Source organism: Lentimicrobiaceae bacterium, from assembly GCA_020636745.1.
Taxonomy (GTDB): Bacteria; Bacteroidota; Bacteroidia; order Bacteroidales; family Lentimicrobiaceae; genus Lentimicrobium.
On sequence record JACJXH010000004.1, the window covers coordinates 250,286 to 275,614 of the forward strand.

Sequence of the window (25,329 nt, forward strand, 5' to 3'; positions counted from 1 at the left end):
TGCAAATGTATTAATCAATTGATTCAATCAAAAACCCCCAAAAGGGGGTATTTTACCTTAGCAGGCTGCTTTAGTTTTGCCGCAGTTTCAACTCAAAAAAAACAAACCATGAAAAAATTATCTGCAATCATCGCCATGTTCATTACAGTGATCATGTTTACAACTTCCTGCACGAAAGAAGACGACAAACCTACCCTGAGCAGCGAAAAACAAATCTCAGGCATTGTATTCAATCAATTTACTCCAGCGGTGGTAGCAAGTATAGACCAGAATAACAAAACCGCCACTGCAAGCATTCCTGCAAACAGCAATATTACAGCTCTTGTTCCTACCATTACAGTTTCAAACGGCGCAACCATCAACCCGGCTTCAGGCACAGTGGTAGATTTTACATTGCCGGTAATATTTACCGTAACAGCTGAGGATGGCAGCACCACCGCATATACGGTTAGTGTTACCCTTGAAGGAGGAGGAATGGGCTCGGAAACCCTTAGCGGCGGAATGTCGGCAAACCGCACGCTTGTCAACCGAAACGATGGAATTGACTATATTATTGACGGATATTTTTACATAGAAGGCAATGCTCTGCTAACAATAGAGCCAGGCGTTAAAATAGCATTTACCAGTGTAAACAGCGGCATTAGTGTTGGTGAAAATGCCGGACTCAAAATGGCGGGAACAGCTCAAAATCCCATCGTACTCACCGGCCCTGTTAACAATCAGAACAAAGGTTCATGGGACGGGGTAAGTATATATTCAGCCCGCAGCGATAATCAATTTGAATATGTGCAGTTCATCAATGGCGGCAGCAACAGTGATTGGGCTGTAGTGGTTCTTTATTACAATGCAAAACTTAAAATGAACCATTGCATGATGGATGGTTCCCTGGGCAGTGGAGTCATGACCACAGACTTATCGCAAAAAATCACCAGTTTTGACAACAACACTATCAAAAATTGTGACAAATATCCGCTGGTAATCTCAGACCTGGCTCAATGCAGTGTTTTGAATGAAACAACCCAACTCACCCTTAATTCCAAACCTGTGGTTTGGGTAAACGGCCTGAACATGACAGAAGATTTCACATTGAATAAAACCACGGTACCCTATGCCTTTGAGAATAGTTTTTACCTGGAAAATAACCTGACCATTGGCAAAGGGGTGCAATTGCTATTCAGTGCCGACTGCTGGATAAATGTAATAAATTCAGGCAGAATTCAGGTGAATGGAACCGCTGCAGAGCCAGTGCTTTTCTCAAAACTAAACGCCAGTGCCTCTAACTGGGAAGGGCTATACATCTCCAACGATAAAGACAACACCCTTAATTATTGTACCATTGAATATGCTGGCTCAAACAGTTCATTTAAATGCAATATCGTACTTGAATATAGCTCCAAACTAATCATGAGCAATGTAACAATTGACAATTCGAGATATTACGGAATAGGGCTTCACGACGACAGCATGATAACACATACCAATGTTACTTTCTCGGGCAACCCTTCAGGTAACGTTTACAATTTTGACACAGACGAAGTAAGCAGTGGGTTATAGTGTGTGGTTTCCTTATCCGTGAAGGAACAGTTACACGGAAACTAACCGGACAACGGCTTTACAGCCTGTTTCCGGTTTTTTTATTAGCCAATATTCACCTTAGTTCACACAGATGAAACCCGATTTTTACCGATATACAAGGCAGCCTGTAGTTTAACACCTTTGAAAACACAACAATCCACTGAAGAACAATTTAAACCAAGGGTTCATCTGATAAAAAAGGCACTGAAATGCTGAAAAAAAAGATCATGACTCAATTCTGAAAAACAGAAACAACCATTGAAACCTGCATAAACAAATAAGGCAGGGTTTTGAGCCCTCCCTTATTTGTTTACAATAATTGATAATGAGAAAGATAAAAGCAGGCATTAACTCCTGTTCTCATACTGATCCTCATAATATTTCTGGTAGTCGCCTGATGTAATATTGTTCATCCATGATTCATTGGCCAGATACCAATCAACAGTAGCTTCAAAACCTTCAGTAAATTTAATGGAGGGCTCCCACCCCAGTTCATTTTTAATCTTGGTGGCATCAATGGCATAACGCAGGTCGTGACCGGCGCGGTCCTTTACGTAAGTAATCAGTTTGGCCGATTCTCCTTCGGCCCGGCCCAGTTTGCGATCCATAATTTCACAAAGCTTCTGAATGAGTTTAATATTCTGCCACTCATTATTTCCGCCAATGTTATAGGTTTCACCTTCAACTCCCTGATGAAAAATCAGATCAATTGCTTTGGCATGATCCTCCACGTAAAGCCAGTCGCGTACATTTTCGCCCTTACCATAAACCGGAAGAGGTTTATTATTTCGGATATTGTTAATAAACAGCGGCACCAGCTTTTCGGGAAACTGGAAAGGCCCGTAATTATTTGAGCAATTAGACAGCACTACCGGCAGGTGATAAGTATGAAAATAGGCTCTTACCAGATGATCGCTGCTTGCTTTGCTGGCCGAGTAGGGACTCCTGGGATCGTAAGGTGTGGTCTCCTGAAACTTGCCTTCATCACCCAATGAGCCATACACTTCATCGGTTGAAATATGATAAAAGCGCTTATCCGCCAGGCTGTCTTTCCATATTGCCCGGGCTGCATTCAGCAGGTTAACCGTACCCACAATATTCGTCATAATAAACTCCATCGGATTGGAGATTGACCTGTCGACATGCGATTCAGCTGCCAGATGAATCACACCTTCAAAGCGATATTTTTCAAACAATTGCATAATCCAGCCACCATCGGTAATATCACCTTTTTCGAAAGTATAATTAGGCGATTTTTCGATATCAGTCAGGTTTGCCAGATTACCGGCATAGGTCAACTTATCAAGATTCACAATTTTGTAATCAGGATATTTATGGACAAATAATCTTACGACATGCGAGCCAATAAAGCCTGCGCCACCGGTTATCAGGATGGTTTTCATAGGGTTAGCTTCTGATGATGAATATATTGATTGTTATTTACTTGCGAGTTTTTGCTCCCATTTCCAGGCAGAGCTCATCATTTCGTCGAGGCTTTTAAGTGCTTTCCAGCCAAGTTCGGCATTGGCAAAAGAGGTGTCGGCCCACACCTGTTCCACATCACCCGGCCTGCGACCGACTATTTTATAATTCAGCTTCACACCACTTACTTTTTCGAATGAATGAATCACTTCAAGTACGCTGAATCCGTTACCTGTTCCCAGATTAAAAATTTCAAAATCCGATTTACCTTTCAGGCTAATCATCCGGTTGACTGCCACCACATGAGCTTTAGCCAAATCAACCACATGAATATAATCGCGAACAGCGGTGCCATCAGGTGTATTATAATCAGAACCAAAAACACTAAGCGACTGCCGCAATCCAATTGCTGTTTGCGTAATAAACGGAACCAGGTTATTGGGAACGCCAAGCGGCAGTTCACCAATCAGGGCCGACTCATGGGCCCCTATCGGGTTGAAATAACGTAAAGCAATGGTTTTCAAGTCATATGCATCGATCGCAAAACGAATTATCTGCTCCGACATTTGTTTGGTATTGCCATAAGGCGACCAGGCCTCCTTCACGGGTGATGTTTCCTTTACAGGAAGTTCATCTGGCTGACCATAAACCGTGCAGGAAGAAGAAAAAACCAGATTTTTCAATCCGTTATCTTTCATGCCCTGCAAAATATTTATGAGAGAGTCGATATTATTGCGATAATATTTGAGCGGCTCAGCCATTGATTCTCCGACCGCTTTATAGGCTGCAAAATGAATAATCCCATCCAAATCAGTATGAGATTTAAAAAATGCGGCAGTTTGTTCGCGATCAACCAGGTCGAACTGATGAAACTCAGGTTTAACACCTGTAATTTCGGCAATCCGGTCAACCACATCGGCCTGTGAATTTGACAAATTATCGATAATCACAACTTCAAAACCCTGGTTCTGCAGTTCAACAACTGTATGAGAGCCAATGTATCCTGTACCTCCGGTAACTAAAATCTTCATAAAAAAAAGAGTTTACGCTTATAATAAAACTTTTCTGACACTGCCTCCTGAAAGGCTGTATCTCTGATGACTTTCCGGGCAAACAGCAATTCCCGACTCATCGAAATTCAGGCGGTGACCATATTCGCTCATCCAGCCAACCTGTCGGGCCGGATTTCCCAGCACAAGCGCATAGGCAGGTACTGTACGGGTTACCACGGCTCCTGCCCCGATAAAAGCAAATTCACCTATATCGTGTCCACAAACAATGGTAGCATTCGCGCCAATTGAAGCACCACGCCTGACAATTGTCTGAGCATATTGTCCTCGGCGCACTACGGCGCTCCTCGGATTTGTAACATTGGTAAAGACCATGGATGGTCCTAAAAAAACGTCATCTTCACAAATAACGCCGGTGTAGATGGAAACATTGTTCTGAACTTTAACATTATTGCCCAAAACAACACCCGGCGACACTACCACATTTTGCCCCAAATTACAGTTTTCACCTATTTTACAATTATTCATAATATGAGAAAAATGCCAGATTTTTGTGCCATTGCCTATTTCGCAACCCTCATCAATAAAGGCAGTTTCGTGCCTGAAAAAATTATTTTCCATGTTAAATATTTAATACGGGAGAACTTAGCTATTTTGAAAAACTACAAACCAGTGCCAAGGAAAACAGCCTGAAGCCCGGTTTATTAATGGTCAAATATAGCATTATGTCACCTGCCAGCAATAAAAAAGAGGCCGAAAATGATTCCGGCCTCTTAAAAATATGACAATCATTAAACTATGCGTTTACAAACTCAAGTACAGAAGAAGTGATATGAGCCAGTTGTTCTTCATCGAGTTCGGTATGCATCGGCAATGAAATAACAGTGCGGCATAAATGTTCAGTTACAGGAAAATCGCCTTCCCTGTACCTTGGATCGAGATAAGCTTTCTGCATATGCAAAGGAACCGGATAATAAATCATAGCCGGAACATCTTTTTTTGAAAGGAATTCCTGCAGGGCATTGCGGTCAATTCCTTCGGTTACCAGTGTGTACTGGTGAAAAACATGAGTTGACTTAGCAAATCTTTCAGGGGTTTTCAGTTTGGGATTATTGGCAAAAGCCTTATCGTAAAAAGCAGCAGCACGGTTGCGGGCTTCGGCATATTCGTCGAGACGAGCCAGCTTAACTTTAAGAATAGCAGCCTGAATGCTGTCGAGGCGGCTGTTTACACCAATATAATCATGGTAATACCTTACTGTCATTCCATGATTTACCACAACACGCAACTGTTTTGCCAACTCATCATCATTGGTAAAAATAGCGCCACCATCACCATAGCAGCCCAGGTTCTTACTCGGGAAAAACGAAGTGCATCCCACATGACCAATGGTACCGGCTTTTTTGCGCGTGCCATCGGCAAAAATATAGTCAGCTCCGATAGCCTGACAAGTATCTTCAATCACAAACAGATTAAACTCTCTGGCAATTTCAAGCATCGCATCCATATCGGCACACTGGCCAAAAAGATGAACAGGAACAATGGCTTTGGTTTTGGGTGTAATGGCCTTGCGAACCGATTCAGGATCAATATTAAAGGTTCCGGGATCAACATCCACTACCACAGGGGTAAAACCCAAAAGAGCAATGACTTCGGCAGTTGCAATAAAAGTAAAATTGGTTGTAATCACCTCGTCTCCAGGCTTAATACCTAAAGCCATCATAGCCACCTGAAGTGCATCAGTACCGTTGGCACATGGAATCACATGTTTTACACCAAGGTATGCTTCCAGGTCTTCCTGAAATGATTTTACAGCCGGGCCGTTGATAAAAGCGGTCGAATTGATAACATCGCTGATTGCCTGATCAATTTCAGGCTTGATTTTTTCATATTGACCCTTTAGGTCAACCATTGCAATTTTGTTCATTTACAACAATTTTTAATGCAACTAATTGATTTATTGTATATTTACAGAATCTCTTGTTTTTTAATTAACAATAGAAATTCAGGTGCGCAAAGATACAATTAATCGTTTGGGATGTATAACTTATTGTTTGCAACAAAAAAAATATCTGGCTCTGGCCGGCTTCATTCTTAAAAATTCAGAAAATGAGTGACTGTTCGTCAGTGATTATTCTTCATTCCATAATATATTTATCTTTGCTGTAATAAAAAGGAAGCCCAATTCACTACTTCCCTTTTAGTATTACACCCGGCTTCCCGAAACTACATCCTATGAAAATCAGAATCAGCTTTCTCATTTTACTACTGCTTCCTTTTACTGCACTTAAAGCCCAAAAGAGCTTAAAAGACTCTGTAATTTTCACTAACCTGATATCGGCCAACTATGCCCTGCAATTTCCCGGAAACGATTTGGCCGACCGCTACGGAATGAACTCACAGGTTGGCCTTGGTTACATGATAAAAACGCGCCATAACTGGCTTTTGGGAGTAGAAACCGGGTTTATGTTTGGCAACCAGATTAACGATAAGGAAAACATTCTGAAAAACATTGAAACAGAAGACGGCAATATCATTGATATGGAGGGCATTTATGCTGATTACCGTTTCAATGAGCGTGGATTTGCTGCCTTGCTAAAACTGGGAAAAGTAATACCAGCCTGGGGGCCCAACAAAAACAGCGGCATTATGCTTACGCTGGGCGGAGGATATCTGCAACACAAAATTTACATTGAGCATAAGGAAAAAACAGCGCCTCAAATCACCGGCGACTACCTGAAAGGGTATGATGAACTAAAACGCGGATTTGCAACCAATCTTTTTCTGGGCTATCTTTACTTAGGCAACAGACAAAAAGTAAACTTTTTTGCCGGGTTAGATATTACATTGGCGTTTACATCACATGTAAGACCTTACTCTTTTGCTGAAATGAAATATAATTCAGGCAATTTTACCGATTTGCTGACTGGTATAAAAGTTGGATGGATAATACCTGTATACAAACGGGCACCTAAGGAATTTTACTATTATTAATATGCTGAATTTAGTATTTTGGTTTATACACAATCAAAATTAAGAGTATGAGGCTTATTTACAGCTCCGGCATTCTTTTTTATTATCTATTTCTGAGAATTGCCGGAATCTTCAGTGCCAAAGCCAGGGCATGGCATTATGGCCGTAAAGAGATGTTTGACAAACTTGAACATACATTTCTAACACATTATGCCTCTGAAAGTCCATCCCCGGTTGTGTGGTTTCACTGTGCTTCTCTTGGCGAATTTGAGCAGGGACGCCCTGTAATGGAAGCTTTTCGCCATCAATTTCCGGGTTACACCATTTTACTTACTTTTTTTTCGCCGTCGGGATACAACTATCGCAAAAATTACAACGGAGCCGACCACGTTTTTTACCTCCCTATCGATACAATTTTTAACGCCAGACGTTTTGTAAGTATTACCAGACCCTGTTTTGCCGTTTTCGTAAAATATGAATTCTGGTTCAATTACCTGAACGAGCTTTTTAAAAACAAGATTCCAGTATATACTATTTCAGCTATTTTCAGGCCCAATCAACATTTTTTCAAATGGTACGGCGGATGGTTCAGAACCCATTTACGCAAAATCAACAGAATATTTGTTCAGGATGTTGAATCAGCTGAACTACTTGAAATGATTGATGTCAGTAACATAAGCATAAGCGGAGACACCCGTTTCGATCAGGTTATTTCGGTGAAAGCTCAGCAACGGCCCTTCCCGCTTATCGATAAATTTGCCTGTGACAAACATGTTATTGTAGCCGGCAGCACCTGGCCGCCCGATGAAGAGCTCATTTTATCGCTGTATGCAAAAACCGGTAATAAAGTAAAGTTTATCATTGCTCCCCACGAAATTAATCCACATCATTTAGGTGAACTTCTTAAAAAGCTGGGCGATAAAGCCATTCTTTACAGTCAGGCTCCCGGAACCGATTTAAGTAAAATAAATTTTCTTATCATTGATTCTATTGGCATGCTTTCGCAACTTTACAGATATGCAAGCATTGCCTATATCGGAGGGGGCTTTGGCGCTGGAATTCACAACACACTTGAAGCTGCAGCCTATGGCGTGCCGGTTTTCTTTGGCCCCAACTATCATCGTTTCAGAGAAGCACGCGAGATGATTGAGACAGGAGTTGCCTTTAGTGTGGAGGATTCGGCCCGGTTTACGCCAGAAGTCATCTCACTATTATCTGACAATGAGCGACTTAAAAGCCTCGCCAGTCAGGCAGGACAATATGTTGCCAAAAGAACCGGAGCAACCCGAATTATTATGGAAGTCATTGAGCACCATATTGCAACCGGTGTCATCCAGGAATAGCCATCTTCTACTCTTTTAACGGCTTTTTTTATCACACATCCTGAATGGGCAGCAAAATCCTTTGAGCCCCGGAGGGATCATCGAGTCTGAAAACAACTAAAGCAAGCTCAGGCCCATCGTGTGCAGCCGAGTATGAATGCGTTCGCCCCGTTTGCTCCTGCCACGAACCAGTAAGCCTGGCCGATTCATGCACATGACCATGCATGGTTATGTAAGGTTGCTTTTCCGCAATAAAACGCTGAATGGCAATGCTTCCTATGTGCACATCAAGCGGAACATGCTCAAATTTCTGATTGTCAAGTGACGCCCTGTCCATACAGGATTTATACGGAGGCGAGTGAAACAGAAAAACAGCTTTTTCCATAGAAATATTTTCAGTCAGATGTTTAAGATCTAACTGAATGGTAGCATATTCCGGATCATAATCAGGTTCAATGGTTCTGAATCCTTCTGTTGGCGGAACACATCCGGGGTCTACATAACGCGAAACATCATATTTTTCCCAGTCTTTCAGTAAAAAAGGCGTAGGAGGCACAAACGGATAGCCAAAAATAAAATAAGGACCAAACTTAAACACCTTATTATTCAAGCATTTCCACAACTCTTTCTCTTCTCCAACCGCAAATTTCTGTTCTTCACTCCTGTGATCATCGTTACCCAAAATCAGAAACACTTCGGGATAATTGCACCCCAACTGTTTGCGCAAACGCGAAAATCCGGGAATAAGATAATCTTCAACGAAATCGCCTTTCAATTGACCTTTTTGCCAGTCAGATTTACGGATGTGAGGAAGTAAATCACCTCCCAAAAACACAAACGAAGGTTTTTTTTGCAATATCTCTCTCAGTAATACTTCATACCGGCCGGTTTTTCCATGAAGGTCGGAAACAAAAAAACTGGTTGTCATAGGCTAGTTGAATTGCACATATATTTATCGCAACAATCGGGCTGCGTCAGTCACAGCGCCAATCATGACGGCAAAGCTGGTTTTGTCAGAAATATCCTGATCGGTTATCAGGTGAAGATCTATCAGCCCGTCGGTTTGATATCCTGTTCGCTGGCTGTTTTCCTCTGCCAAACAAAGGCTCCACCCTTCCATCCATGATTTGAGGCAGCACAACTGCTGTTCATCGGCATGGTGATGCACAAGCAAATCAATATCGCTCGAAGGCCCTGCACAGGCATTTTTTGTACTGCCAATCAGGTAAATAGCTTTAATTCCAAACCTGTTGAAATCGATAAGATGGCTGATGCGTTCGGCCATCCGGAATCTCCACTTCCAATGTTGATCAGAGTCTGACTGAGACAAAACCTGGCCGTTACCATCCTTGCTTTGATATTCCAAACCAGTATCAAGCATATGAAGGGAATTCCTCAGCCGCTGATGAAAAATGTAATTACCCACTCTTTCTGCAATGGTATTGAGCAGCTTTTGTTCTTCAGGCAGAAACTGACTTTCGTTGAATTCATGAATCAGCTGCAAATAAACAACTCTTATTTCGCCACAGATATTATTATCAATAACAATATCAGCACATTGCATCCAGCTTGTTTCGCGAAAATCATCACTTTGCCAGCTACGGCCTTCGAATTTTACTTCAATTTCGCAAATAGTTGAGTGTTGCCATCCGGAGGGCATCAGTTCAATCAGGCGGCTAAAAAGCTCGTCAGTAGACAGATGCAGGCCCTGTAGCAGTTCTTCAAGCCTGTAAAGTGTATTAAGCTCTTTTTCCCGCTCTTTAAGCCGCTGAAGTACGATATGATCAATCATAGGACGATATTATTCAATGCAGGGTTGAAATAAGCAGAAGAACTGCATGGCTAAATTAGCAAAATCTTATCTTTGCCAATAAATAAATGTAAGAATGAATAAACCAGCCGAAAATGAAAGCCGCCCGATTGTGGGTATTACACAGGGTGATATCAACAGCATCAGTTACGAAATCATTATCAAAGCCTTTGCCGATAACCGTATTTTCGAGATGTTAACTCCGATAATTTACGGCTCGTCAAAAATTGCCTCATACCATCGCAAAACATTAAATATCAGCGACTTTAACTTCAATCTAATAAAAAAAGCCGACTCTGCTAACCCTAAACGGGCGAACATCATCAACATCAACGAGCAGGAAGTAAAAATCGATCTTGGCAAATCGACCAGCACTGCAGGCGAACTTTCATTACAAGCGCTAGAAGCAGCTACTGATGATTTGAAGAAAGGACTGATTGATGTGCTTGTTACTGCGCCAATCAACAAAAAAAACATTCAGTCGAAAGACTTTCACTTTCCTGGCCATACCGAATACCTGGCCAATAAGTTTGGCAACCCTGATTATCTGATGCTCATGGTCAGCCACAATCTGCGTATTGGCGTGGTCACCGGTCACCTTCCCCTTCGCGATGTTCCGGCACAGATTACGGAAGATTTGCTGATAAGGAAAATGAAAATCTTAAACACATCGCTGATTCAGGACTTTGGCATACGCAGCCCGCGAATTGCCATTCTGGGCCTGAACCCTCATGCAGGTGACGATGGATTACTGGGTAAAGAAGAAACAGAAACCATCAAACCAGCTATCAGCAAAGCCAATGAAATGGGGATGAAAGTTTTTGGGCCCTTCCCGGCCGATGGATTTTTCGGGTCTTCCACATTTGCTCAGTTTGACGGGGTTTTGGCCATGTATCATGATCAGGGGATGTTACCGTTTAAATCGCTGGCCTTTGAGTCTGGTGTAAATTTCACTGCCGGACTGCCTATAATCAGAACTTCACCTGCTCACGGCACTGCTTACGAAATTGCCGGAAAAGATCTCGCTTCACCCGATTCGATGAGAGCAGCTCTTTACCTGGCCTGCGACATTTACTACAACAGAAAAGCTTATGAAGAAATGACAGCCAATCCGTTAAGACTCAGCAAGCAGGAAACAGAAAAATAACTTAATAAAATTCAGATGTTTGCTCAAGGATACTCCCCTGCTGAAATTGCCGAAATGGCCAATGGCAAACTTGTGGGAAATCCCGGCCAGCTTAAAATCAGCGTTTTGCTGACCGATAGCCGTAAGCTGGCTTCGCCGATTCAAACGCTGTTTTTTGCCATTAAAACATCAAGAGGCGACGGGCATAATTACATACCCGAATTGTATAATAAGGGTGTTAGGTATTTTTGTGTCAGCCAACTGCCTCAAACACAGCCTGCCGAGGCCTGCTTTATTCTTGTTAAAAACACCCTTGAATCGCTTCAGCAACTGGCAGCTGCCCACCGGGAGCATTTCTCCTGTCCGGTAATCGGCATCACGGGAAGCAATGGCAAAACCATTATTAAAGAATGGCTGTGGCAACTTTTGTCGCCTGAAAAAACAATTGTCAGAAGCCCCAAAAGCTATAATTCGCAAATAGGCGTTCCGCTTTCAGTGTGGCAGATGAACCCGCTGCACAATCTGGCAGTTTTTGAAGCCGGGATTTCGCAAACCGGAGAGATGGAGCAGTTGAAGAACATCATCAAGCCTGATATCGGAATTTTCACCAATATCGGGCAAGCCCACGACCAGTTCTTTCATTCGCAGGAACAAAAAACCAACGAAAAGCTCAAACTGTTTGAGAATGTCAAACATCTGATTTATTGTATTGACGATCAGCTTATTCATAAAAGCATCATATCTTCAGGATTTACAGCCGACCGGCTTTTTTCCTGGGGCAGGAATGAGCAGGCTAGCCTTCGGATTATCAGCACTTTCACAGGTAAAACAAGTAGCAAAATCACTTCTCTTTACCAAGGACACGAAAGCACCATAACTATCCCCTTTACGGATGAGGCTTCAATTGAAAATGCCTGCCATTGCTGGGCCACCATGCTCTTGATGGGTTACGGGCCCGACGTAACTGCAAGCCGCATGTTACGATTACAGGCGGTTGCCATGCGCCTTGAAATGAAAGAAGGAATAAACGGATGCGCCGTTATCAATGACACCTACAGCTCCGACCCTGAATCACTGGCCATTGCCCTTGACTTCCTGGTTCAGCAAAGCCAGTATGCCAAACGCACGGTTATCCTGAGCGATCTGCTACAGGGCAAAACCGGCCACGAAGCTACACTGTATCAATCCATTGCCCGTCTGCTACATGACAAAGGCATTACCCGGCTTATTGCCATAGGAAGCACCATGAAGCAATATCAGACATTTTTTACAATACCCACTGAGTTTCATCCGGATACCGAACATTTTCTTGAGCAATTCAGGTCAGAACAATTCCAAAACGAAAGCATACTGCTGAAAGGCGCGCGCATTTTCGGATTTGAAAGAATCAATGAGGTATTACAACAAAAATCTCACGAAACAGTCCTTGAAGTAAATCTCAACGCACTGGTCCACAACCTGAACTATTACCGGTCGCTGCTGAATCCCGGAACAAAACTAATGGCAATGGTCAAGGCTTTTTCATATGGCAGCGGAGGTTATGAAATAGCCAACACGTTAGAATTTCACCGCGCTGATTATCTTGCAGTGGCCTATGCCGATGAAGGAGTAGAGCTACGCAAAGCCGGAATCAGCCTTCCGGTTATGGTGATGAACCCTGAAGACAGCGGCATGGAAGCCATTCTCCGGCACAGCCTTGAACCCGAGATTTATAATTTCAGAACGCTTCACATGCTTGAAAAAGCCATACATTCTTATAATTTTTCCAGCAATCAGCCTGTTTTTATACATCTGAAACTCGACACAGGCATGCATCGCCTGGGCTTTGAAGCCAAAGATATTGACACCCTGATTCACAAAATAAAAGCCATACCACAGATTGCCATCCGTTCGGTATTTTCGCATCTGGTAGGGAGCGACGATCCTTTGTCAGACCAATTTACCAGATTTCAGATTGAAACTTTCAGCCAAATGGCTGATAAACTTAAAACAGCGTACCCTGAAGGTTTTTTAAGACACATTCTTAACTCAGCCGGAATAAGCCGTTTCCCTGAGGCTCAGTTTGAAATGGTAAGACTTGGAATTTCCCTTTATGGCATTGCGGCCAATCAGGATGAGCAGCAGCAACTTGAAACCGTTACAAGTCTGAAAACAAGCATTTCACAAATAAAAACTATCCGGACCGGCGATTCAGTCGGATACAACCGGGCCTGGATTGCGCAAAAAGAAACCACCATAGCCACCATTCCCATTGGCTATGCCGATGGCCTGAGCCGAAGACTAAGCAACGGTCGCGGCCGGATGATGGTAAACGGCAAACTGGTATCTGTAGTAGGCAACATTTGTATGGACATGACCATGCTCGACATAAGCGGGGTGCAAGCCTCAGAGGGTGACGAAGTCATCGTATTCGGCAACGAATATCCGATTTCGCACATGGCTGCGGCCATGGAAACTATTCCTTATGAAATACTTACCGGAATATCAAGAAGAGTAAAAAGGGTTTATTTTCAGGAATAACAAACCGGATAATAATATATAATTGCCCCCAATATTTTTATATTCTCACAGAAACCCTAAATTTGTCGAATAATTTGATCATCAACCTGCTATGCCAAAGTTATCTATTGTCATTCCTGCCTACAACGAAGCAGCCACCATTCACCTGATACTCAACAAAATAATTGACGTTCGCTTTAACTACGAAATAAATTACGAGATTATTGTTGTTAACGATTGCTCGAAAGACGGAACAGCCGAAGCTCTGGAAAATTATCGCAAGGCACATCCCGGCCTGGAAATGCTGATTCACAACCAGCCGGTTAATCAAGGAAAAGGAGCGGCCATTCATAAAGGTATCGATTTGGCAACCGGCGATTTCATTATTGTGCAGGATGCTGATCTGGAGTACGATCCGGCCGATTATAACACCCTGCTAAAGCCAATGATGGACGGTGTAGCCGATGTAGTTTACGGCTCACGGTTTATGGGCATGGGCCCCCACAGAATCCTGTTCTTTTGGCACTCTATTGGCAACCAGTTCCTTACATTTCTTTCCAATATGTTTACCAACCTGAATCTTACGGACATGGAAACATGTTATAAAATGTTCAGGGCTGAAGTCATTAAAAGTCTGCGACTTACAGAACCCCGGTTCGGTTTTGAACCAGAAGTCACAGCCCGTATATCGCGCATTCCCCGCATCCGTATTTATGAAGTAGGCATTTCATACTACGGACGCACCTATGAAGATGGCAAAAAAATCGGTGCAAAAGATGGATTCAGAGCCATTTACTGCATCATCAAATACAATATTTTCGACAGAAAAGTATATAAAAAGCCTTGCCTGAATAAACCATAAAGTTTCAGAGCCATATGCCAGGAAAAGCCCGTTTGTCACTCACTGCTTTGCTTATTCTTGCTGCAGCCATTGTTATCGTACGTGCAACAGAAATGCCCTACAGGGCATTATCATGGGATGTTTTTGGCTATTACCTTTACCTGCCGGCAAACTTCATTTATCACGACCCCGGACTGACCAAGGCAGAGTGGCTTGATGGCATCATGAAAACCTATGAACCTTCATCAACCTTGTATCAATTGGTGCCCGGCATGGATGGAAGCAGGGTCATAAAATACACTTCAGGTCTGGCGCTGGTTTATGCCCCTTTTTTCTTTGTTGCCCATTGGCTGGCACCATTACTGGGTTATCCGGCTGACGGCTTTTCGCTGCCATACCAGCTGATATTGAGCCTGGGAGGTATAATTTGGGCGATACTGGGACTTTTCATTCTCAGAAAATTGCTTTTACGACTATTTGATGACAAAACCACCGCTATCACCCTGTTGCTTATTGCAGCGGGGACCAACTATTTTCAACTTACGGCCCTTGACGGCACATTGCTTTCACACAATTTCCTGTTTACGCTGTATGCCTTGCTGTTTCTCTACACCATAAGCTGGCACGAAAGGCCATCCTACATTAAGGCTTTCATGCTGGGGCTTACCTGTGGCTTAATTACTCTTATCCGCCCTTCCGAAATTATTTGTGTATTGATACCTTTATTTTGGAAAGCCGGTTCATGGCAACAATTTGTTTTCAGGTTCAAGATAATAAAAATCAACCTGTTCTATGTACTGGTTTATCTGGTTCCGGCAATATTGATTGGGTTTATTCAACTTTATTATTGGAAAAACGTTAGCGGGAGTTGGTTCTTTTATTCCTACAATAATCCAGGCGAAGGATTTCGGTTCTTCCCTCCGTATATTGTTGAATTCCTGTTTAGTTTTCGCAAAGGCTGGTTTATTTATACACCTCTTATACTTTTCGCTTTTGCAGGTTTTTATTATCTGTTTAAGCGCCACAAAGCCTGGTTTCCGGCCATCTTTATTTTTGTACTGCTCGATTTATGGATTGTTTCATCATGGAGTTGCTGGTGGTATGCCGGCGGAAGCTTTAGTGCACGGGCCATGCTTCCAGCCTACGTTTTGCTGGCTGTACCCCTTGCCTCTTTGGTTGAAGTAACAATGGAACGAAGCTGGAAATGGATTGCAGCTGCCATTGCAGTATTCACTGTTATACTTAACCTGTTTCAAACCTGGCAATTTGAAACAGGTATCATTGACAAAGAACGGATGACCCGGGATTACTATTGGGCAGTCTTTGGGAAAACTGCTATTGACCACGAAAAGCTTGATCCGCTTTTATTGGTTGAGCGGAGCACTGAAACCAGAGAGGCTCCTGCTGATATTAGCCGGTACCACATGCGCCGAATCTTTTCAACGCCTTCACAATCAGCCAATGACACCGCAAAGGCCATGCAGCTGTGTGGCAACAATTCTTTTTTAAGCGGCCCTGACTTGGCTTACCACCTGATTACTACCCAGGATCATGCATGGATTCACGCTCAGACAGAGTATTTTATTCCCGATACATTTGATGGAGACGCCCCCTTGCTGGTTGCCAGTTTCCATCATCAAAAACAGGCATATAAGTACCGGGGCGAAGCCCTGAAGGTGGATACCGCCTCACGTGGCCAATGGAACTCCTTTGATTTTTGGTACCTGACGCCTGAGGTACGAACCCTGGAGGATAACCTTAAAGTATATATCTGGAACCGCACACCATCCACTATTTACATCAAAAATTTTTCGGTGGAAGTATGGGAAATTAAAAAATAAGACCATGCCAATTTATATATGCCCAAATGACAGGTTTAGCATAAGCATGAGTAATTTCTCAAGCCACATTTAGTTCAGGACAGTCGGCTGTTTTGGCAGTTCACCCTGGAATGGATGTTTAAGAACCAATGGTGGAATGATTTGCATTATTTTATCATTCAGAGTTCCTCTTTTACTTCACAAACTTTATCTTATTCATGGCGTACACCACCATTTTCAGCAACAGCCAACCATGTTTAAAACGGGAAATATTGGTATCGCCATACTTTCGGGCACGATAACGGATAGGCACTTCCACCAGCTTGAGGTTGAGTTTCGACGAGCCAAAGATCAGATCAAAGTCACCGAATGGGTCAAAATTACCAAAGTAAGCCCGGTTGGCCGCAAGTTTCCTGTAATTTTCGGCACTCAACACCTTGGTACCACAAAGCGTATCCTTAATCCTTTGACCCAGCAACCACGAAAACATCACCGAAAAAAACTTGTTCCCCATAATATTAAGGGCACGCATAGCTTCATCCTCCATGGGGTAAACCAGTCGGGTACCGTTGATGTATTCACCCTTTCCTGTGGCAATGGCATCGTAAAACTTGGGCAAATCTTCAGGTGGCACGGTAAGGTCGGCATCCAGTATCATCAGAATATCGCCCGAAGCATGATCATAGCCCTTGCGAACCGCATCGCCCTTCCCTTTCCCGTCCTGCACCAGATACTTTAAATCCCGTTTGTTCTTATACACTTCGCACACCCGTTTTATTTCTTCCAGGGTATCATCAGTGGAATTACCTTCCACAAAAATAATCTCGGTGTGTTTGCCCATTTCAGGAACCCGCAATACGGCATCCTCAATGTTGCCTTTTTCATTCCTTGCCGGGATAATTACGCTTACGCTGAAGTCCTTGTTGTTGTGTTCACGCACCTGCGGCAGCCGTGCAATAATAAAACCGGTAAGACAAAGATTGTTAAAAAGAGGAAGGTAGGCGATGTATTTATTAAAAAACCATGAAACCACCGGAATATTCAATGGAAGCAGGAACCTTCTTCCTGACTTAACAACGTCAAATCCTTCCAGATCAAGTAAATTTATCAAATCACCACGGCCAAGCCAATTTAAACGGCGGTGCGGCATCTTTAATCCGGCTTTTTGAGCAAGCCACAGAAATGGCTCCCACAAAAAGCTATGATAGGAAATGATTATTCGCGTTCCGGGATGCACCACTTTTTTCAGTTCACTAAAAGCAGTCTGAATATCTTCAAGATAACCAAGTGTATCGGAAATAATAATGTAATCAAACGTTTCACTGAGGTTCATTTGCTCAGCATCCATCACTTGAAAACTGAGGTGAGGATATTTTTCACGGGCAACACGAATCATGCCGGGTGCAAAATCAATACCCATACCGTATGACGGTTTAACAGCATTGAGCAAATATCCGGTGCCACACCCCAATTCCAGTACTTTTGAGCCTTCAGGTATGCTAAAGCTGAAAAAATTAACCAGGTTTTTATAATAATATTTACTTCTGCGAATATAGCGTTCCCGCTTTTCAGCGATTCGCTCCATGGATTCAATCACCCTGGTTTTGTTTTCCGATAACGGCCTCATCCAATCAATTTAAAGTTAAAGGACCACAATAAACTGCCATTCTGAAATCATCAAAATAAGCTGTTTCATGTCCATTATTATAAGAATACACTTTAATTTCTTTTCCATCCATTTCCAGGGGAACTTCAAAATTCAGCCTTAACAGGCTCCAACCATCGGCCAGAGATTTTACAGGCTTACCTGAGGTTTCATAAAATTGCGCTGAACTTTGCCCGGAAGCAATTATTCTGGCAATGTCACTGTTTCCTGAAACTTTTACACTTATATCGATCTTATCACCCACATGAAAAACAGAGGGCTTTACAGCAAAGGCATAAGGATTGGTTTCGTCAGTTTTTATACTCCATTTTCCTGAAAAAGCCTTTTCAGAAGTTTTTTCCCCAATAACAGCCATTTCCTGACAAGGATTTGATTTAAGAAGGCTCTCCGGCACATCCTCCGCATTACAAAACAAAAGTTTATACCGGCCGGCTTCACCGTTAGCATTTATCTCAACCGGAGCCCAGAGTTCATTATAGCCATCACTAAAAAATGGCCGGAACTCCCAACCCGGAATAGTCAGCTTTAAAAACTCCTTATTGAATACGGCGCTTCCAGCCATACCTGAATAGATAATTTTGCCCTGATATTTCATGAACAAAGAGTCTATCATCACAGGGCCATTTCCCCAATGTGAAATACCTCCTTCAAAACTACTCACCACATAACAATCAGGATACAGACGCTGCAAATCTGTTACATAGCGCCTGATACTGTATGCATTTCCAAAATAAAGTCCTACAATGGGCGAAGCTCCGGGATTGGCAAAAATTACAGCTGTGGAGTCAGCTGAACCCACAGCCATTTGATATGCATTTTCCCAAAGCTGGTTTCTTTGGGTTGTATAAATTGCTTTCTTTCGTGCAATTCCATAAGGAATTACAGCCACTACCAAAACCAAAGTAACAAAACCAGTTGCCAAAAATTTAAACGTTTTCTGATGCAAAAACGACATGATTAAATACAAAATAATCACAACATTAACGGCAACAATACTTTCATAAGGAAGCAAATAAGACTCTTTAGGCTGCTTGGCAACGAGCAGATACCCAATGGCCTGAGCAATTATAACAGCGGCCAGCAACCTGGCTGCTCTGGCATCAGGACAACTCTTTTTTACAAGCCGTATTACCGGGAAGGTCAACAAAACCAGGATACTGACACCAAAGATGGCTGCCAGCACAGGACTTACTTTAAACAGATTGAATAACGCATCAGGATATCTGGACCAATCAATAACGCCTGTACTACCTGCTCCATACTGACCAGTGTGAATAAAAAGCTTGTATATCCAGTATAACATATTGGGATACAACCTGACAATAGGCAAAGTAAAAACAACAAATGCGATGCAACTGACCAGAATATACCATAACTTGCCTTTAAGGGTATTCAATAAGACAAAAGGAATAATCAAAAGAGGAGCGAATAATATTTTGGAAGCCATGCCAAATCCGCTGATAACCCCAAAAAGGATAATAAACTTTTTAGGATGCTTTTCGCCTTGCTGAAAATACCAAATTAATGACACTGAAGCTAAAGCAAAAGCAGCGATCATCTGCATCACTTCCTGCGTAACACGCGTAAATCCATTAAAAAGCACAAAGCCTGAAATAAACGGTGTAAGCTGCAAAATGAATGCGAACCCAATATTTTTTGTTCGTCGGTAAAGAAAAAAAGCCAACAAAAAAAGAGCAAATGAACCAATAACTGATGTTGCTACATTTAATATCCTTAAATAATGCTCAGGCTCAGCCATCACTGCATTGGTAAGATTTTCGCCACGTGGGTCAAACATCCAGGCCACCTTCAACACTATACCACCAGTAATCTGCATGGTAGTTCCGGGATGATCGATATGTCCGATTTGCCTGAATTCTACAACATTCAATGCATTGAACAAGTAAGCATATTCAGGATCATATCCTCCGCCATACCATGTTTTGTCACGCGATTTGATAGTATCGAGCGAGGTTAAAAAGAGAATTAGCGGAATAACAAGCAGAGAAGCAAAAACAGTAAGATTCAGAAAATACTTTCCAGTTGTTCCGGATGATTTAAGCATACCCGTGTCACGTTTGAATGAGCCAAAGATACAAATAAGTCGGTCTTGACCGTAAAGGAAATTTTCTCCGGCATTGATAAAGTCTATTGTCCACCTGAATTTTCAGAGCAATAGATGTATGTCAAACATGAAGAGGCTATGCAGTGAGTATATCTTCAATCTGTTTCAATTCATCAGCTGTAAAGGAAATATTTTTAAGTGCAGCCAAACTATCGTCAATTTGAGGAATACTGCTGGCGCCCACCAGGACCGAAGTAATCCTGTTATCTTTCAGCAACCAGGCCAATGCCATCTGGGCAAGTTTCTGACCGCGGGTCAATGCAAGTTCATTGAGCTTTTTGATTTTCGATATTTTTTCAGGCGTAATCTGACTTGTTTGAAGAAAACCATGTTCTTTAGCAGCGCGGGAATTTTCAGGAATTCCATTCAGGTAACGGTCGGTTAACAAACCCTGGGCAAGCGGAGAATAAGGAATACAGCCCATCCCTTCGTCTTCCAGTACGTCGAGCAAACCATCTTCCACCCAACGATCGAGCATGGAATACCGGGGTTGGTGAATCAGACACCGCACCCCCATACTTTTGAGAATTTCAACAGCCTGGCGTGTTTGCAATGCAGAATAATTTGAAAGCCCCACATAAAGTGCTTTCCCCTGTCTCACTATCTGTTCCAGTGCGCCCATGGTTTCATCGAGCGGAGTTTCGGGGTCGGGGCGGTGTGAGTAAAAAATATCTACATAATCCAGCCCCAGCCTTCTCAGGCTTTGATCGCAACTTGCAATAAGGTGTTTTCGCGAGCCCATTTCGCCATAGGGGCCCGGCCACATATTATATCCGGCCTTGGTTGATATAACAAGCTCATCGCGATACCGGCCCAAATCAGTATGCAACACCTGACGCAGCGTTTCTTCGGCTGAGCCCGGAGGAGGGCCATAATTATTGGCTAAATCAAAATGGGTAATTCCCTTGTCGAATGCATGAAGCAACATGCTGCGGCTTATCTGAAAAATGTCTACACCTCCGAAATTGTGCCACAATCCCAATGAAATTGCCGGCAATTTCAATCCGCTGTTTCCGCAACGATTGTATTGCATTGTAGCATATCGGTTTTCTGCTGCTGAGCCTGTCATAATTTAACTTTTAGGAATGATAAAATTACGAAATACAACAGGCAAGAATCAAGCAAATTTCAGATTAATCAGATGGTAAAGAAGATATATCTGTGCGTTCAGCTATAAAAGCTGCATTAATCAACTTTAATGACCGATTCCCCACGCGGAGCCAGATAGAAATTCCAGTTGGTCTGAATGACATCCAATGATTCATCCAGCGCTTTAACCAAAGGCGTGGGTTGATAATTCAGGTCGCTCACCAACATTGAAGTATCTAATCTTGAGTTCTGTAAAATACCTTTTACATGCTCCGCTGTAAAGAGCGGCACTTTCTGCACTTTTGAAAAAAACCATCCGAGCATTGATGCCACAAAAGCCGGAACAAAAATAAAAACCCTCCTTTTCCCATAATGCTTCAATATTAAACGAATAAAATCGCGGAAAGGCAAAACCGTATCCCCGGCAATCTGGTAAACTTTTCTACGGGATTTGTCAGATTGAACCGACGCAACAATGGCGCGGGCAAAATCCTTTACATAAACTGGATGTTGCGTTTCTTTTCCGTTTCCAATGAGCGGAACAAAAAACGGAAATCTGAACACATTTTTCAGCACGCGGTTCAGCCCGAGACTTTCGGGGCCCATAATCATGGCTGGTATAAAAACAGTGTAGTCAAGTTCAGATTCAACAAGCAATTCCTGTCCTTTTAATTTGGTAACTCCATAAGGGCCCTTTATCTCCTTCATCACCACCACACTGCTGATTTGCACAAATCGTTTAATTTGATGCAGGCGGGCAAAATCCATCATATGCTGAACGCCATGGGCGTTAACCCTCAGATTGGCGTCATAATCAGCGCTTCCGAGCAATGCTGCAACATTTACAACCGCCAAAATTTGCTTTCCTTTCACAAGCTTCTCTAACTGGCTGTTTTCAGTCACAGGTAATGAAATGTCGGTTTCGACATACATTACATCAGGATGTTCAACTACCACAGAGGCATAGTGCTTAAAACGGCAGGCTATTACCCCAATACCCTGACGTAAAAATTCGCGAACCACATAAGAGCCCAAATATCCGTTGGCTCCGGTAACAACAACAAAATCAGTCATATGAATACTTTTTAGTTTTCAGCAACAGAACCTGACCAGCAACCAGAGCTAACAGTCCGCCGCCAATCTGCGCCACAAGCAACATTAAAAATGAGAAAGTGAGAATGATATTTTGGGTGGCAATGGATTTAAAAACATAAAGAAAAACCAGTTCTCTGGTCCCCAGCCCCATGATGGTAACAGGCAGCATATTTAACAGCCCTGAAACGGCTACGGCGCCAGTAACCCAGATAAAACCAGCATCAACACCTGCCGATTTACTTAAAAAATAGCATGAAACAAAATAGCTGACATTGGAAGCAAAACTCAATAAAATAATAAGAAAGGTGGTATTTCTGTGGTATGCAATTCCACGGGCAGTGAGGTCATCCCATTTTCCGGGAAGCTTTTTGAGTAAAGCAAGCATCAATCCAATAGCTTTTGAAGAGGTAAGAATAAGCATTGAAATCAGGACTACAGCTGTTCCCCCAATAGTAATCAGCCAGCCATAAGCCGGAGAAACCTCCAGATAATAACCGGCAAGTACAGATAGTCCGGCCAATGCAACAAAAATGCCTATATCAATTCCCCTTTCAGCCAGCACTCTGATTCCGGCATTAAAAACATTCTGCTTTCCGGTTTCATGGCCAGCTTTTATCACTTCCCCCATCCTGGCAGGTGTCACAATACCAATGGCATAGCTTTCAAAAAAGCGGCCAAAGCTAAGCGCTTTGTATTTCCATTCCGGCCTTCCATTGTTCATTAAATGCCATCTGATAGCTTTAAACAACAACACCAGTATTTGAAAAATCACTCCAATCAGCAGGAAATTCAGATTGGCATTCAGGATAGATTTAGAAATTTCCTTTAAATCAACACGAAGCAATATAATCACGAAAAGTGCTATGCCTAAAAACCGGACAAACTGAAAAATCCACTTTTTTTTAAATTTGCTCATGAGGGCGTTTACTGAAGATCCTGTCTTTTAATCTTATGCGTTGACTTTTTCCAGATTTTGCGGCTATGTTCAAACAATTTACCAATAAAGGAGGGTGAAAACTGCTCAACCAGCCAGCGTGCCGGCGCTGTACCGAGTGTCAGAAATAATGCATCAATCATTATCTCCATAAAATAGCGGGTAAATGTAAAATCGCTGAGCGTGTATCCATAATCAGGCACAGGCAAACCCAGCATCTTCCGGAATCTGATACGAATAAAAGTGCCGCGCTTTTTCAAATCGTATCCATGAGAGTGCATGGTAATTGCTTCATCTATACTAATCGGGGTCAAGGCTATAAGACCTTCCTTTTCCATCTGAAGCAGGATTTCCTTGCCTGTATCATTCCTTGAAATGACCATTGAAAAACCTTTTCCACGCTCTTCGTAAACAGGAGCCCAGGCATCACCACCAGAAATGTCGGTAAACTCGTTGCTGAGGTCGGTACACAAAAGGCTGTTTTTCAGAATATGAAACGGTATCAGATAATTGGCATGAAACTTTGGCAGCTCAACAGCACGGCCATCAGTCATCTCTACCCGCATATTACCCGGCCATTCACCATAACGGAAATACAATTTGCTGATATTAGTGTAATCCTTAATCTTGTATGATTTCAGAAAACTCCTTACTGATGAAAAGTGGAGGGTATTTCCATAAAACGGGCCAAAAATATATTTGATATTCGCCACAGCGCTGTCGCCGGCAAATTGAAGTTTTCGAATGCTCTGAATTTGCCCGGGCAACCCGACATAAGCAAGCTTTCCTTTGAATGCAGCTATTTCAGGTAATATCTCATTTACCGAAGTGATGATATACTTGCTTTGAGCAGCTTCCAGAATTTCGTCAGGCGTAGTTGCTATAAAGGATTGTGCCAGCCAGGGCTTTTCTTTGGACATGCCGGTTACAACGGCACCATCTATCCAGCCCCGGTTCAGCATCCAGATGAGAATTGCTGAGATCATACCCCCGCTAGCCCCGGTTTTCCGAATAGTTTCATCAGTTGAATGCGCAATAAAAATCCCGTTGTAAGGTCCCGTGTAAGTATGAAAAGAGGGCGTTTCAGGATAAAATTGCTTCCTGTATTCAGGAAAGTTAAACACTTTACCGGCGCAGGCATTTAATAAGCGTGCTGACATCTCCTCGTCAGGCTCCTGTTTAACCACAGGCCTGAAATCACCTTCCCTGTCGATAAAGACAATTTTACCTTCTGATAATCCCACACAACTGCCGCAACGGTTGCACAGGTCAGACTTCATTATACTTTTTAGTATATCAATACTTCGTGCAGACATAGAATTGTCGTATTCCAAATTCAGAAATAAATGTCCCCTGCAGCTTTTCCATCAGCTTCTCAGCGGCATTTCGCAACACTTTCGGGCCAACCGGGAGTAGCACTGTTCCTTTGTGCAAAATCAACTTCCATCCGGTTTCTTTGAACAGGGCCTTTACCTCACGCGAAGGTAAAAAACGATGAGGGCCTTCGCCATGCCCTCCAAATAAAAAGGTAAAAACCTGATAAGGTATTTCGCTGGTTGCAGGCGGACAACTAAGCACCAATCGCGCATCAGGCGTGGATACGCGATAAAGTTCATTAAGAAAAGCAACGGGGTCTGCCACATGTTCAAGTGTTTCGAGGCAAATAATCCTCGTAAACTGGTTTGAATAAAAAGGCAGATTGCTATATGTACTCAATTTAACCTGTTGAATATCTGGCTGTAACTTACTTGCAACATCCATCAAGCCTGAAGATATTTCGGCATTCACAATACTTACGCCGGGCTGGTGTTTTAAAACATGGGCATTCGCCTCGCCATCGCGCGAAGTAATGTTGAGTATGGTTGAATCGGGTTGAAGATCAAGATGAAGCACCGTTTCGTAGAAGCGCTGATCATGCGTGTCTTTTACTTTATTGTTTTCCTGAACATAAATATTTGCTACACGATCCCAATGCGCTTCCACATCACTGTCGCTCCAGCTATTTTTCTTCAGTTTTTTCAT

20 protein-coding genes are annotated in these 25,329 nt (G+C 42.7%); 7 read left to right on the forward strand and 13 right to left on the reverse strand.

The genetic code is table 11. The features are described from left to right. Positions 1 to 108: 108 nt before the first annotated feature. Entirely contained in the window at positions 109 to 1,554 is a 1,446-nt protein-coding gene (locus H6541_08355; protein MCB9015791.1) for a DUF5018 domain-containing protein, read from the forward strand. 368 nt (positions 1,555 to 1,922) lie between these two features. Here H6541_08355 and rfbB read toward each other — a convergent pair whose 3' ends face one another. The 4 genes from rfbB to H6541_08375 all read right to left on the reverse strand — a co-directional run bounded on the left by rfbB (position 1,923) and on the right by H6541_08375 (position 5,934). Continuing rightward, complete coding sequence (rfbB, locus tag H6541_08360; GenBank protein MCB9015792.1) at positions 1,923 to 2,978, reverse strand: dTDP-glucose 4,6-dehydratase; 1,056 nt, start codon at positions 2,976 to 2,978, stop codon at positions 1,923 to 1,925. 33 nt (positions 2,979 to 3,011) lie between these two features. Continuing rightward, entirely contained in the window at positions 3,012 to 4,028 is a 1,017-nt protein-coding gene (galE, locus tag H6541_08365; protein ID MCB9015793.1) for a UDP-glucose 4-epimerase GalE, read from the reverse strand. 18 nt (positions 4,029 to 4,046) lie between these two features. Further along, the gene (locus H6541_08370) at positions 4,047 to 4,628 is read right to left on the reverse strand and encodes an N-acetyltransferase (GenBank protein ID MCB9015794.1); all 582 of its coding nucleotides are present in this window, start codon (positions 4,626 to 4,628) and stop codon (positions 4,047 to 4,049) included. Between the two features lie 175 nt (positions 4,629 to 4,803). After that, on the reverse strand, positions 4,804 to 5,934 hold the full coding sequence (locus H6541_08375) for a DegT/DnrJ/EryC1/StrS family aminotransferase (GenBank protein MCB9015795.1): 1,131 nt from the start codon (positions 5,932 to 5,934) through the stop codon (positions 4,804 to 4,806). Between the two features lie 308 nt (positions 5,935 to 6,242). Between H6541_08375 and H6541_08380 the strand changes: the two genes are divergently transcribed. Both H6541_08380 and H6541_08385 read left to right on the forward strand, forming a co-directional pair. Next, the gene (locus H6541_08380; GenBank protein MCB9015796.1) at positions 6,243 to 7,001 is read left to right on the forward strand and encodes a hypothetical protein; all 759 of its coding nucleotides are present in this window, start codon (positions 6,243 to 6,245) and stop codon (positions 6,999 to 7,001) included. Positions 7,002 to 7,048: 47 nt separating this feature from the next. Beyond that, positions 7,049 to 8,323, forward strand: coding sequence for a 3-deoxy-D-manno-octulosonic acid transferase (locus H6541_08385; protein MCB9015797.1), 1,275 nt, complete (start codon positions 7,049 to 7,051; stop codon positions 8,321 to 8,323). A gap of 31 nt (positions 8,324 to 8,354) precedes the next feature. On the opposite strand, the gene H6541_08390 is transcribed toward H6541_08385, so the two are convergent. Further along, entirely contained in the window at positions 8,355 to 9,230 is an 876-nt protein-coding gene (locus H6541_08390; GenBank protein ID MCB9015798.1) for a hypothetical protein, read from the reverse strand. A 24-nt stretch (positions 9,231 to 9,254) separates the two neighbouring features. After that, positions 9,255 to 10,094, reverse strand: coding sequence for a hypothetical protein (locus tag H6541_08395; protein MCB9015799.1), 840 nt, complete (start codon positions 10,092 to 10,094; stop codon positions 9,255 to 9,257). A gap of 94 nt (positions 10,095 to 10,188) precedes the next feature. Here H6541_08395 and pdxA point away from each other — a divergent pair, with 94 nt between their 5' ends. The 4 genes from pdxA to H6541_08415 all read left to right on the forward strand — a co-directional run bounded on the left by pdxA (position 10,189) and on the right by H6541_08415 (position 16,419). Continuing rightward, positions 10,189 to 11,259 (forward strand): 4-hydroxythreonine-4-phosphate dehydrogenase PdxA, encoded by a 1,071-nt coding sequence (gene pdxA / locus H6541_08400; GenBank protein ID MCB9015800.1) that lies wholly within the window; start codon positions 10,189 to 10,191, stop codon positions 11,257 to 11,259. A gap of 15 nt (positions 11,260 to 11,274) precedes the next feature. Further along, a complete protein-coding gene (locus H6541_08405) occupies positions 11,275 to 13,758 on the forward strand; it encodes a bifunctional UDP-N-acetylmuramoyl-tripeptide:D-alanyl-D-alanine ligase/alanine racemase (GenBank protein ID MCB9015801.1) in 2,484 nt (827 codons plus the stop codon). A gap of 91 nt (positions 13,759 to 13,849) precedes the next feature. Further along, positions 13,850 to 14,599 (forward strand): glycosyltransferase family 2 protein, encoded by a 750-nt coding sequence (locus H6541_08410; protein ID MCB9015802.1) that lies wholly within the window; start codon positions 13,850 to 13,852, stop codon positions 14,597 to 14,599. A gap of 14 nt (positions 14,600 to 14,613) precedes the next feature. Then, positions 14,614 to 16,419 carry a hypothetical protein gene (locus tag H6541_08415; GenBank protein ID MCB9015803.1) on the forward strand — a complete coding sequence of 602 codons (1,806 nt, stop codon included), beginning with the start codon at positions 14,614 to 14,616 and terminating at the stop codon, positions 16,417 to 16,419. Between the two features lie 172 nt (positions 16,420 to 16,591). On the opposite strand, the gene H6541_08420 is transcribed toward H6541_08415, so the two are convergent. From H6541_08420 to H6541_08450, 7 genes are all read right to left on the reverse strand, one after another. Beyond that, positions 16,592 to 18,025 (reverse strand): glycosyltransferase, encoded by a 1,434-nt coding sequence (locus tag H6541_08420; protein MCB9015804.1) that lies wholly within the window; start codon positions 18,023 to 18,025, stop codon positions 16,592 to 16,594. 4 nt (positions 18,026 to 18,029) lie between these two features. Next, positions 18,030 to 20,129 (reverse strand): hypothetical protein, encoded by a 2,100-nt coding sequence (locus tag H6541_08425; GenBank protein ID MCB9015805.1) that lies wholly within the window; start codon positions 20,127 to 20,129, stop codon positions 18,030 to 18,032. A gap of 136 nt (positions 20,130 to 20,265) precedes the next feature. Continuing rightward, positions 20,266 to 21,258 (reverse strand): L-glyceraldehyde 3-phosphate reductase, encoded by a 993-nt coding sequence (gene mgrA, locus H6541_08430; protein ID MCB9015806.1) that lies wholly within the window; start codon positions 21,256 to 21,258, stop codon positions 20,266 to 20,268. A gap of 116 nt (positions 21,259 to 21,374) precedes the next feature. After that, complete coding sequence (locus tag H6541_08435; GenBank protein ID MCB9015807.1) at positions 21,375 to 22,352, reverse strand: NAD-dependent epimerase/dehydratase family protein; 978 nt, start codon at positions 22,350 to 22,352, stop codon at positions 21,375 to 21,377. Beyond that, complete coding sequence (locus H6541_08440; GenBank protein ID MCB9015808.1) at positions 22,345 to 23,289, reverse strand: flippase-like domain-containing protein; 945 nt, start codon at positions 23,287 to 23,289, stop codon at positions 22,345 to 22,347. Before H6541_08440 ends, H6541_08435 begins: the two co-directional genes overlap by 8 nt. Before the next feature lie 8 nt (positions 23,290 to 23,297). After that, positions 23,298 to 24,587 carry a Coenzyme F420 hydrogenase/dehydrogenase, beta subunit C-terminal domain gene (locus H6541_08445; protein ID MCB9015809.1) on the reverse strand — a complete coding sequence of 430 codons (1,290 nt, stop codon included), beginning with the start codon at positions 24,585 to 24,587 and terminating at the stop codon, positions 23,298 to 23,300. A gap of 16 nt (positions 24,588 to 24,603) precedes the next feature. After that, the gene (locus tag H6541_08450; protein ID MCB9015810.1) at positions 24,604 to 25,329 is read right to left on the reverse strand and encodes a class I SAM-dependent methyltransferase; all 726 of its coding nucleotides are present in this window, start codon (positions 25,327 to 25,329) and stop codon (positions 24,604 to 24,606) included.